Origin of the sequence: Bacillus sp. NPDC077411 (assembly GCF_044543425.1) — a bacterium.
Classification (GTDB): domain Bacteria; phylum Bacillota; class Bacilli; order Bacillales; family Bacillaceae_G; genus Bacillus_A; species Bacillus_A bruguierae.
The window spans coordinates 60,315-72,219 of sequence record NZ_JBITWA010000012.1 but is presented as its reverse complement, the minus strand read 5'-3'; the positions used below and the strand labels follow the sequence as shown (position 1 = coordinate 72,219).

The 11,905-nt window shown below is 34.0% G+C and carries 11 protein-coding genes and 1 pseudogene; 5 read left to right on the top strand and 7 right to left on the bottom strand.

The features are described from left to right. Together ACIGHG_RS15975 and ACIGHG_RS15970 are read right to left on the bottom strand one after the other, a co-directional pair. Positions 1–180, bottom strand: coding sequence for an acid-soluble spore protein H (locus tag ACIGHG_RS15975; RefSeq protein ID WP_336473700.1), 180 nt, complete (start codon positions 178–180; stop codon positions 1–3). 255 nt (positions 181–435) lie between these two features. Then, complete coding sequence (locus tag ACIGHG_RS15970) at positions 436–723, bottom strand: ArsR/SmtB family transcription factor (RefSeq protein ID WP_090917559.1); 288 nt, start codon at positions 721–723, stop codon at positions 436–438. Between the two features lie 573 nt (positions 724–1,296). Between ACIGHG_RS15970 and ACIGHG_RS15965 the strand changes: the two genes are divergently transcribed. Then, positions 1,297–2,919 (top strand): lactate permease LctP family transporter, encoded by a 1,623-nt coding sequence (locus ACIGHG_RS15965; RefSeq protein ID WP_396549368.1) that lies wholly within the window; start codon positions 1,297–1,299, stop codon positions 2,917–2,919. A gap of 24 nt (positions 2,920–2,943) precedes the next feature. Here the strand turns inward: ACIGHG_RS15965 and ACIGHG_RS15960 are convergent, their stop codons facing one another. Both ACIGHG_RS15960 and gloA2 read right to left on the bottom strand, forming a co-directional pair. Then, positions 2,944–4,254 (bottom strand): hemolysin family protein, encoded by a 1,311-nt coding sequence (locus ACIGHG_RS15960; RefSeq protein WP_090917563.1) that lies wholly within the window; start codon positions 4,252–4,254, stop codon positions 2,944–2,946. A 113-nt stretch (positions 4,255–4,367) separates the two neighbouring features. Continuing rightward, positions 4,368–4,754, bottom strand: a complete 387-nt coding sequence (gene gloA2, locus ACIGHG_RS15955) for an SMU1112c/YaeR family gloxylase I-like metalloprotein (protein WP_090917565.1) — start codon at positions 4,752–4,754, stop codon at positions 4,368–4,370. 82 nt (positions 4,755–4,836) lie between these two features. Here gloA2 and ACIGHG_RS15950 point away from each other — a divergent pair. From ACIGHG_RS15950 to ACIGHG_RS15940, 3 genes and pseudogenes are all read left to right on the top strand, one after another. Continuing rightward, positions 4,837–5,184, top strand: a pseudogene (locus ACIGHG_RS15950) (Na+ dependent nucleoside transporter N-terminal domain-containing protein); the annotation flags it as partial. A 456-nt stretch (positions 5,185–5,640) separates the two neighbouring features. Then, on the top strand, positions 5,641–6,657 hold the full coding sequence (locus ACIGHG_RS15945; protein WP_396549365.1) for an LCP family glycopolymer transferase: 1,017 nt from the start codon (positions 5,641–5,643) through the stop codon (positions 6,655–6,657). A gap of 376 nt (positions 6,658–7,033) precedes the next feature. After that, a complete protein-coding gene (locus ACIGHG_RS15940) occupies positions 7,034–8,290 on the top strand; it encodes a VanW family protein (RefSeq protein WP_396549364.1) in 1,257 nt (418 codons plus the stop codon). A gap of 1 nt (position 8,291) precedes the next feature. Here the strand turns inward: ACIGHG_RS15940 and ACIGHG_RS15935 are convergent, their stop codons facing one another. Further along, complete coding sequence (locus ACIGHG_RS15935; RefSeq protein ID WP_396549362.1) at positions 8,292–8,564, bottom strand: hypothetical protein; 273 nt, start codon at positions 8,562–8,564, stop codon at positions 8,292–8,294. Between the two features lie 16 nt (positions 8,565–8,580). Beyond that, entirely contained in the window at positions 8,581–9,087 is a 507-nt protein-coding gene (locus tag ACIGHG_RS15930; RefSeq protein ID WP_336473694.1) for an RNase A-like domain-containing lipoprotein, read from the bottom strand. 308 nt (positions 9,088–9,395) lie between these two features. On the opposite strand from ACIGHG_RS15930, the gene ACIGHG_RS15925 reads away from it, so the two are divergent. Then, entirely contained in the window at positions 9,396–9,944 is a 549-nt protein-coding gene (locus tag ACIGHG_RS15925; protein ID WP_336473693.1) for a TVP38/TMEM64 family protein, read from the top strand. A gap of 47 nt (positions 9,945–9,991) precedes the next feature. Here the strand turns inward: ACIGHG_RS15925 and ACIGHG_RS15920 are convergent, their stop codons facing one another. Beyond that, a complete protein-coding gene (locus ACIGHG_RS15920; RefSeq protein WP_396549429.1) occupies positions 9,992–11,653 on the bottom strand; it encodes a M4 family metallopeptidase in 1,662 nt (553 codons plus the stop codon). Between the last annotated feature and the right edge of the window lie 252 nt (positions 11,654–11,905).

Here is an 11,905-nt window from a genome sequence, read left to right as displayed (position 1 = left end):
TTAATGCTCTTCTAATGCAGTGATGTCTACTTGTACTGTGTCATGTGGTGTTTTTATATCGTGCACATTCGCAAGCCCATTTGTCTCATCACAGCTTTCAATCCAAACAGGCACACCGTGATATGTAACGTCAATTCTACTTGATGATGATAAAATTTGTTTTACTCGCTTTATATCCATAATCGTTCCCTCCTTATTCTTTTTTATATTGCCGTGTCTGAATGAATTTTATCCTCGCCTCTCTCTTTATTTCTCAACAATCTGGAGATAAAGTCTCACTATCTGCGAATAACGGGCGCATGCCAGCAGTTATCCCCCGCCTATCTTCTTTGCTCCCCTCTCAATCTTGAGATAGGGGTCTTATTGCGCGTTAATGCAGGATAAAAAAATAGGTATGTACAAGTACATACCTATTTTTTGCATAATATTTCAATTTTAAGAAAATAATGTTTTTAAAATTTTATTTACTTTCTCATTGTGCACTTCATAATATACTTCTAAACCACGTCTTTCAAAACGGACAACTTTATTCTGCTTTAATTTTGTTAAATGTTGTGATACTGTAGATTGTGGAATTTCTAATACTTCCTGCAACTGTGTTACATTACAAATTCCACGCTGCACTAGTTCCATTACAAGACGAAGACGAAGCGGATGAGCTAGTGCTCGTAACATTTGTACATCTTCTTCTGAAATACGACAATCAAATTGATTTTGATACATATTTTCCCCTCATTTTTTCTACTTATTTTATATTTATACATGTTTTATTTTTATATTTCTTATTCGTTATTCCATTCTATATCCAATAACTTCCTATAATAAAAACCACATTCCTCCTTTATATAGAGAGAAAACTCTCTTTTGATGTTTGAATATTATACTATACGACTTAGAGAAAAAGCAAAGTATCTACAAGGCTGTTCATTGCTTTCAAAAATAAATTTCTCAACATTTTTGTTATATTTTTTGTATCCCCTCATGATTCTTATGTTTAATTCAGCACATCTCTGAAATGTATAGTAGAGAGCTAAAAATTATACAAGAATATATAAACAACAGATAACATATCCTATCCGTATACACTTTTTGCTGTATATTAATCCCTTTACTTCTCCCAATTTTTTCATGAAATGTAGCGGAATTTTTACAGTTACAGATTCTATGTAATAATTATACTTTACCAAGTTGACAATAGTGATTAAGGGGACTATACTAAAAATGTAATTTGATTGTGAAATATTTCACATTTTTTGTGAATTTATTCACAAATTATATATAGGAGATGTCGCAATTATGAATACATGGACACAAATTTATGACCCATTACACAATATTTGGCTATCAGCACTTGTAGCCGCAATACCAATTTTATTTTTCGTATTATGTTTAACAATCTTTAAAATGAAAGGATACGTATCTGGATTTTATAGTGTTATTTTAGCTATCATTCTTTCTATATTTGTCTATAAAATGCCAGCAACTATGGCCGTATCCTCCGCTGCCTTCGGTGTAGCCGCTGGATTTTATCCAATTTGTACAATTGTTATCGCAGCAATTTTTCTTTACAAACTAACTGTAAAAACTGAACAATTTAACGTTATTCGCGATAGCATTTCTAGCATTACAAGCGACCCTCGTCTTCAAGTATTATTGATTGCTTATTCTTTCGGTGCTTTCTTAGAAGGTGCAGCAGGTTTTGGTGTACCAGTTGCTATTACAGCAGCATTACTTGTAGGTATGGGATTTGATCCATTAAAAGCAGCGGGTATATGTTTAGTTGCTAACATTGCCGGGGGCGCGATGGGTGCAATGGGTATTCCAATTACAGTACCTGCTCAATTAACACAACTTGACGCATTAACTGTTGGTCGTCATGCAGTTGGGATTTTACCATTTATTAGTTTCGTCTTACCATTCTTACTTGTTGCAATCGTTGATGGTTTCAAAGGAATTAAAGAAACTTGGCAAGGTATTATTGTAAGCGGCGGTTCTTTCGCTATTACTCAATTCGTTGTAACATATTTCCTTGGTGCAGAACTTACTGATATTTTCGCAGCTGTAGTCAGCATGATCGCATTAGCATTATTCTTACGTGTATGGCAACCAAAATCTTCAACAAAAGCAAAAGCAAATAAACAAGAAAAGCATAGTTATACAATGAAACAAATTTTATACGCTTGGTCACCATTTGTATTCTTAACTGCATTTGTAACAATTTTTAATTTAAAAGCAGTAAAAGCCTTATTCCTTCCAAATGGTGCATTAAGTAGCTTAGTATGGAATCTTCAAGTACCTGGCCTGCACAATCACGTGATGAAAACAGCGCCAATCGTTAAAGCAAATACACCGTTTCCAGCAATCTTTAAGTTAGATGTATTCTCATCAACAACTACTGCGATTGTACTTGCCATTATCGTATCTTTACTTGTATTCCATGTAAGCGGTAAGTTAGTAAAAGAATTAACTATTGAAACATTAAAAGAGTTAAAAACACCAATTTATACAATCTGTAGCGTAATTGCATTAGCATACGTAACAAACTATTCTGGTATGTCTTCAACTCTTGGATTAGCTTTATCATCTACTGGTGATGCATTCCCTATTCTTTCTCCAATCTTAGGTTGGATTGGCGTATTCTTAACTGGTTCTGTAGTATCCAGCGGCTCTCTATTTGCACCTCTTCAAGCTGTTACAGCCGCTCAATTAGATATCGTCCCTTCTACTCTCGTTGCCTTAAACGTAGTAGGCGGTACAATGGCAAAAATGGTATCACCACAATCAGTTGCTGTAGCTTGCGCGGCAGTTGGAATAGTTGGTAAAGAATCAGAACTATTTAAAATAACAATAAAATATAGCTTAATCTTCCTATTCATTATTAGCTTACTTCAACTTAACGCTGCATTCCATATTTTCTAATACAAAAGGCTGATGACTCGTTCATCAGCCTTTTTCTTTCGTCTCCATTTTTTTAATCTCTACTCGCTTAATTTGATGAATATCTTTTTCAAGAATAGTAAATGTCCATTCACCAACAACAGTCGTATCCCCTTCTGCAATTGGTTGTCCTTGCATCATTAGCCATCCCCCAATTGTGTCAACATCTTGTTCATTCAAATGTAAACCGAACAAATCATTAATTTCACTTACTAACACTTTTCCATCAACAATTTTACAATCGTCACTAATATGTTGAATAGGTGGATGCTCATCTTCATCATATTCATCTCGAATTTCTCCCACAATTTCTTCTAAAATATCTTCAAGCGTAACAAGTCCTGCTGTTCCACCGTATTCGTCATATAAAATTGCCAAAGGAATACGTTTTTTTTGCATGCTCAATAACAAATCATGTATTGGAATGTTTTCCATTACTTCAATAACCGGCCTTGTATATGTCGTGATTGATTTTGCTTCTTGCTTTTCTCCATCCATATAACGGATAAAGAAATCTTTTACATTCACCATTCCTATAACTTCATCTTTATCTTCACCGAATACTGGATATCTTGTATATTTTTCTTGGCGAATCATTTCAATATGTGTTTCAAATAAATCTTCCGCATATAATCCAACAATTTCTGTCCGCGGCACCATAATCTCTTTGGCAAGGCGATTGTCAAATTCAAAAATATTATTTACATATTTAAACTCTGCTTGGTTAATTTCTCCGCTTTCATAACTCTCTGATAAAATGAGGCGGAGCTCTTCCTCTGAATGTGCTACTTCATATTCAGAAGCAGGTTTTAATCCAAATAAACTTGCCACAAAACGTGCTGCATGATTTAATGTCCAAATAAATGGATACATAATGCGATAAAAATATATCAGTGGCTTTGAAAACATCAGACTGACTTGCTCTGCTTTTTGGATTGCAAATGTTTTTGGTGCCAATTCTCCAACTACAACATGTAAAAAAGTAATAACAGCAAATGCAATAATAAAAGATACAGTATTAGCAATTGGAGGAGAGATTTGAAGTGTAATCAATACAGGCTCTAATACATGTTTTACGGTTGGTTCACCTAACCACCCCAGTCCCAGTGCTGTAATGGTAATCCCAAACTGGCACGCTGACAAATATTCATCTAAATTAGAAATCACTTTTTTCGCCGCTACTGCTCCCCGCTTTTTTTCTCCTACAAGTTGATCAATGCGACTACTGCGTACTTTAACAATCGCAAATTCAATTGCAACAAAAAAGCCCGTCAACGTAATTAAAGCTGCAACTAGTATTAAATTCCCTATTTCCAAGTATCTCCCTTAGCTGTAGGCAGCTAAAGTTACACCTCCCGCAATGATAAGTTTAACTTTCTTTATTTTCTCTCATTTCCTCACAAGAAAACCTGTATAAATTTCACAAATTTTTATTTCTCATATAATTCAAGGGGCAAACCATCTGGATCTTGAAAAAATACAAAACGTTTTCCAGTTATCTCATCAATTCGAATGCTTTCAGTTTGTATACCGTGCTTCTGTAAATGCGATACAGCTTCTTCTATAGATGAAACAGAAAATGCTAAATGTCTTAATCCTGTTGCTTCGGGAAAGCTTATGCGCTTCGGAGGGGTAGGAAATGAAAATAATTCAATTTGATATGTATTCCCAACACACAAATCCAGCTTATATGATTCTCTCTCTTCTCGATATACTTCACGTAGAATTTGAAAACCAAGTACTTCTGTATAGAATTTTTTTGATGCTTCATAATTGGAACAAATAATGGCAACGTGGTGAACAGCAGTAATATTCATCTTCTCTTTCCCTTTCTTGTATATTCTCCATTGAAATGAAAAACCTATATACAAAGTCACCTATCAAGAGGGTTACTATGAAATTTTTCACATTTGGTCTCGGACTCATTGTCGTTTTTTTCTTGCTTTTATAGCAAGTAATAATAGAAAGCACATTAAGTTCAAACCAATTATTATCATGCTTATTGTACAATTAATTTTAACGTTCCTATTATTAAATACACAGGTTGGCCTCATCCTCATTACAGCAATTTCAAATTTATTTAATGAGTTATTAAAGTATGCCGCGGCAGGTGTAAACTTTGTATTCGGTGGCTTATTAAACAAAGGTGAAATGTCTTTCTTTTTAAGTGTTTTACTGCCAATTGTATTTATCTCTGTCTTAATTGGTATCTTACAACACTTTAAAATTTTACCATTCATCATTCGCTGAATTGGTTTTTTCCTTAGTAAAATAAATGGTCTTGGTAAATTAGAATTCTAATTAGAATTATTTCAGGAGCAGTAAAAGATTTACATGAAGAACAAGGAAATGTCGGTGCTAGATTCGGTTTGAAACTCCTATACGGAGCAACATTAGTAAGCATTCTATCTGCGACTATTGTTAGTATTATGATTTAAATTAAATCTTTTTTCCTTTATTTTTTGTATACAATCATTCTTAAACAGATGCCTTTTTATAAGGCATCTGTTTTTCGTGCAAGAACTTTTCATACAATATAAACATCTTTATAATACAATATATTTCATATATTTCATATATTTCATTTTTATGTCATTTAAAAATTTTTAATGAAAACTAATTGTATTTATGTACAATAGAAAGTGTGTCTTTTTTAAAATTATAAGAAAATATATGAATTGATTGTTTAAAGGAGAAATATTAATGAAACCTGATTTAGAAGCGCTAAATAGAGCATTACAAAAAAAACGCTCTAAGAAAAAACGTATACTATGGTTTGTTCTCATTCCTTTATTCCTCTTGATTATTGGAGGAGGCAGCTATTTCTTCCATATATATAATAAAGCACAAGCTGTTGCTAATGGTGCTTACTCAGAATTAGGACGCGGCGATAAATCGGACAAGCGCGAAAAAGCAGTAAAACCGATGACTGATAATATTTCAATCCTAATTATGGGTGTTGATGAAAGTGATACACGAACAAAAGAATACGGAACTGCAACTCGTACAGATGCATTGTTACTTGCAACTATTAATAAAAACGATAAATCCTTGAAATTATTAAGCATTCCTCGTGATTCTCGCGTATATATTCCATCAGAAAAGAAAGAAGATAAGATTACACATGCACACGTATTTGGTGGCGTTGATAGCACAATTAATACAGTAGAACGTTTTCTAGATGTTCCTGTTGATTATTATGTAAAATTTAACTTTAAATCCTTTATAAAAATTGTTGATTCTCTTGGTGGTATTGATGTAGATGTACCAGTTACCTTTACTGAACAAGACAGTAAAGACCAGCAAGGTGCTATCCACCTTGAAAAAGGTCGCCAACACTTAAACGGCGAACAAGCTCTTGCACTAGCAAGAACGCGTCATATTGACAGCGACTATATGCGCGGTCAACGTCAACAACTTGTTTTAGAAGCAATTGCTCAAAAAGCATTATCTGTGAATTCAATTAACAAACTTGGTGACTTACTTGATGCAGTTGATCATGATATAAAAACAAACTTAACTTTCGACGATATGATGGCAATTACAAAAAACTCAATGGACTCCCGCTTAAAGATTGATAAATTGCAAGTAAAAGGCCAGGATAAATATATTGATGGTAAATACTTTTATGTCCCTGAAGAAAAGAGTGTTCAAGATATTACGAAGGAACTACAAGGCCATCTTGGTGTTACAGGTAAATTAGATCATAAGAAATTATAAAAAAACAGCTGTTGTAATACAACAGCTGTTTTTTTATGTGCTTATCTTTCCCCTATAAAACTTATACTTCATGAGACAATTCAAAGAAAACTTCTCTCACTATTCATAGGCAATAAAACCTTCACATCAAAATGCGAAGCAAAGAAGACAGATTAGAAAGAAAACTCCCACTGGTGGAATTTTCACTTTACTCTGCTGCATAAACTTTCTAGTTATAGGTAATTATATTACAAAAATGTAACGTTTTTTATCAAAATATTACACATGTAATAAAATTAATAGTATACTAGTGTATAAGAATCACTGCTTTTATCATTTATACGTTAGAAATATACATATTAATAATCTAAAAAATTTTCTTTTCGGAGGGAAATAAATGAAATTACGCAATTTGATTATTGGTTCTGCGATTGCTGGTGGAATCATTCTTTGTGGTGGTGGTGTTAGCGCTTATCAATATGTGTCCAAATTAAATCAGCAGTTAGATACCTACGTTTTACCCCACACAACATTTGAAGGTATTTCCATAGATAGGAAAAAGAAAGCAGACGTTCAAAAAATAATTCAACAAAAAATTGATGAGTTAAATAAAAAATCTGTGAATTATGCCTTACAGGATGACAAACATACATATACTTGGCAAGAATTAGGGGTTGAATATAACGGTACAGATGTTGCAGATAAAATTTTTAAAGAACAAAAGGGCAATATTTCTAGTCGTTATAAAATGAGAAAACAAGCTGAAACAGGTGAATTAAAACGCGACTATAAGTTAGAGCCTTCTATAGACGCAGCAAAATATGATGCATTTATTAAGGAAAAATATAATGATTCCTTAGTAGAACCTATTAATGCCGACTTATCTATTTCTGGAACAACAATTAATATTAGCGAAAGTAAAGATGGTGAAAAAGTTGATAAAGAGAAATTAAAATCCCTCACAACAGAAGCCATTACGACAAATAAACAAGATATCCAAGTTCCAATTAAAGCCTTGAAACCCGAGCGCTCAACAGAAGATGTAAAAAATATGGGGATTCAAGAAGTAATCGCTGAATACTCTACCCCATTGGCTGGACGAAACTCAAGTCAAACTTTTAATGTAGAACGTGCTGCCGATACATTAACAGGAGTATTTGTTGCACCCGATGAGACATTTAGTTTTAATGGTCGTGTTGGCATAACAGATGCAGCACATGGCTATAAATCAGCAGGTATATATGTAAACGGAAAAGTAGAACAAAGTGCTGGGGGTGGTGTTTGCCAATTAAGCAGTACATTATATGGCGCCGTATTACGCGCTGATTTAGGAGTTGTAGCTCGAAGTAATCATTCTTTACCAGTCCATTACTTACCTCTTGGTCAAGATGCAGCAGTTGCTGACTACGGTCCTGACTTGAAATTTAAAAATAATACTGGTAAATATATTTATATTCAAGCATTCACGAGTGGCAGTAGTGTAACTGCTCGTATTTTCGGTACAAATACAGGAAAAAATGTAGAGGTTTCTTCGAAAGTTATAAGTGAAACTGATAAAAATATTGTGGCTGTAACATATAAAAAAGTAACACAAAATGGGCAAGTGCTCTCGAGCGGTCAGATTTCAAAAAGCACATACAAAAAGGCGGGATGATTCACGCCTTTTTGTTTTGTAATATAGAAACAAAATTACCGATATGCGCTTTTGCTTCTTCTATTGTCCACATACGATTTCCATATTGTTCAGCTTCTTGCCTTACTTTCTCCCAATCTTCTTTTTTGTGTATTTGAGCAAATTCTTGTAATAATTTTTCCTGCGTTTCTTGTTCTTCCTGTTCTTTAAATTGTTGCATAAGATTAGTCATTTCTTCTTCATATATACTTAATGTACAATACGCTCTAAGAAAATATTGAAATGTTGAATACATAAATTCCCCGCCTTTCTTATTTCTCAGAAGGATAAGAAGTAATAATTTTAAAACCAAGCTGACTCCCTTTATCTCTTTGCAACACAGTTACTGTATTACGAAGTCCATCTTTTACGCGCATATCCTTTTTTAATACCGTTTTTCCAACTGCAAAGTTATGCTTCGTATTCAATACAAGACGATTTTCCTTCGATTCTTTCAACCATTTTTCAATTTCTTTTTCATGCTGCTTTAAGCTATCCTTTACCGCCTTTGTTGCTGTTTCTTTATCATAATATGTACTTGCGGCAGATACATTATCTGTACGTAATCGTTCTTTCAACTGCTCATCTGTTTTGCCAACGTGACGTTCTAGCGTATGACCATTTTTTGGCGGTCCTTCCATTTCATCTAAAATCTTATCACTAACGTTTACAACTGATGCTGCATTATTTTCTTTCGGCTTAGTCTGACTTGAACATCCGCTTAATACAAGTATCATCATAAGCATGATGCTTATCATAACATTCCCTAATCTTTTCATCGTATCACCTCTTTCATGATTATTGTATTATCTTTAGAAAAAGTCAATTTTATCGTACCTATTGTTATTTCCTAGTAATTCTTTCTATAAAAATATGACTTTTTCTTCAAAGAAATCTATGATTTCCCACAATTCTATTGTCCTAATATAAAAACTATGATGTAATGCTATATAAATCAATTTTAATTTTTCAGCATATAAGTCGCTTCTATGCCCGGCCAGATGCTCTTGTCTTCTCCAAAAAGAAAGGGGGTTTTATGTCGGTTTTTTAACTTGTATATAAAAAAAGCAAAGGAAAACTAATTTATATGGCAGAAACGATTCATTCTTTTCTTATAGAGCATCAAACAATGGCAATTCCGCTTAGCATCTTATTCAATATTCTTATTAGCCTAGCAGCTATTATTCCTAGTGTTTTTTTGACTGCTATTAACATTTCATTATTTGGGATAACAACAGGAACACTCATCTCAATTGCTGGAGAAGTATTAGGAGCTATTATCTCATTTTATTTATACCGGCTTGGCTTTCAAAACATTGCTCAAAAAAATATAGATAAATACCCAAAAGTAAGGAAACTTCTTTATGTACAAGGAAAAGAAGCATTCTTTCTCGTTTTATCGTTTCGCCTCATACCATTTATTCCGTCTGGAATCGTAACACTATTTGCAGCCCTCGGAACGATGTCCATTCTGACTTTTAGCATCGCTAGTACTCTTGGGAAAATACCGGCTCTACTTATTGAAGTGTATTCTACTTACCAAGTTATAAACGGAACAAGTGAAGCAAAATGGATTATAACAATTGCTGGTTGCGCGGGCTTATTTTATTTGTGGAAAACATGGAAGAAAAAATGAAAAAAGGAGCATATGCTCCTTTTTCATTATATAAAGGGGAGTGGAACCTAGTTCACACCAACTGCATCATAAGACTGCTTCACAGCTGCCACTTCTGCAGAGTTTGCACCGTATAAATCAGCTGCTGCTTGTACCAATCCAGCACGAGCTTGACTAAATGTTGTAGATTCAGTGAAATATTGTGTATTTGCACGATAGTAGATTGCACCTACTTTATCTTTGCCAATACCATTTACCGTTACACCATAATGTGTACCACCATTTGCCAATAAGTAAGCAGCTTTATTAATAATACTACTGTTTGTATGCACGCCGCCGTTATCGTCCGTTCCTGTATAGCGTTTAGAATAATGATCTGGGTCACCATATTTTGTTGGATCACTCATAGAGCGAAGCGCATCCCCAGCTGTACCAGGCGTATAAATATCTTCACCAATTTCCCAATCTGGGTTACGGTTATCAGCGTATTCTATTAATGTTCCAAAAATATCAGAGATTGCTTCATTTAATGCACCAGACTCATCTTGATAAACAAGGTTTGAACTATATTCTGTAACGGCATGTGTTAATTCATGCCCAACAACATCTAACCCACCAGATAATGGAACAAATGTATATCCATCTCCATCACCATACACCATTTGTGAACCATTCCAGAAAGCATTATTATAACCGCTCTTATAATGAACTGTTGATTTTAACGGTGCACCAGCATCGTTATAAGAGTTGCGATTAAACGTGTTTTTGTAATAGTCATATGTTACACCTGCATAATAATGTGCATCCACTGCCGCTGCATCACGGCTAGCATTAAAGATATTATCCACATCTGCCCATAATGTTCCAGGAAGAGTAGTGCGATTTTTTCCATCATAAGTGTAAATTGCCGCACCGCGTGTATTATCTTGTAAATAATAGCTAGATCCAGATAATGTTGTATTAATAGATTTTGTATCTCCTAATACCCCTTTACCTGTCCCAACTTTATTTGTTCCTGTTACAAGTTTAATCGGTGTCTTATTCGTAGCATTAGCACCATGAATTGTATTGTATTTATTCAGTACTTTACCACTATCAGCTTCAACGAAATAATAATAGTTTCCTGGCTCTGGATCTAAGAAATTTAGTTTCACAACATATGCATATGTTGTTTCCTCGCCATTTTGATATACAAATAAGTCCGCTGACGGCTCTGCTTCATATTTTGGATTCAGCCCCAAATCTTTTTGTGCAGCTGCAATTGCTTGTTTTCCGTCAATTTTATTTTTATTTTTTAGCTTCTCTTTCTTATCTAAATCAGGCGCAACAGTTCCTGATACAACTTTTAATACACCATCTTTCCCAATATGAGCTACTTGAGTAGAACCCCACACTGGTACACCTTCATACACTTGCTGTAAGCGTACAACTGTTGCTTCTCCTACAGAATCTTTTACAACTTGTTGCACTTTAAAAGATTCTTCTGCACTTTTTTCGCCTAGTTTATAATCTTTTTTCGCAGCGTTTAAATAATCAAATACAACAGATTCTGCTTTTTTCCCAGACGTACCTGTTAAATCACCTGCTACAAACTCTGGAGACTGGACAGTCTCATTGTATTTCTTTGTAGAAAGTACATTCTTTGAATCTGCAAACGCAGAGCTTGTCCCCCCGAACGTTGTCACTGCCATTCCCGCTGCTAACACAAACGCTAAACTCTTTTTCTTCATCATTCTTTTCCCCCTAACAAAAATTTTTTAAAGAGTAGATTTATAGTAGCATTAAGTTTCCACTATTAAAATACTGAAAATTAAAAAAATTTTTTTCTCAAGTTTTGTAGAATTTTGACGAACAATTATTTAGCCCTCCTGTTTATCAGGACAGAGGGTTTTGCTGTTATTCTATACTCACATTAACTTGATTCCAATGTGATAAACGAGCTGCAATCTTAATATTTAAATATTTTTATTTCTCAAGTTTTG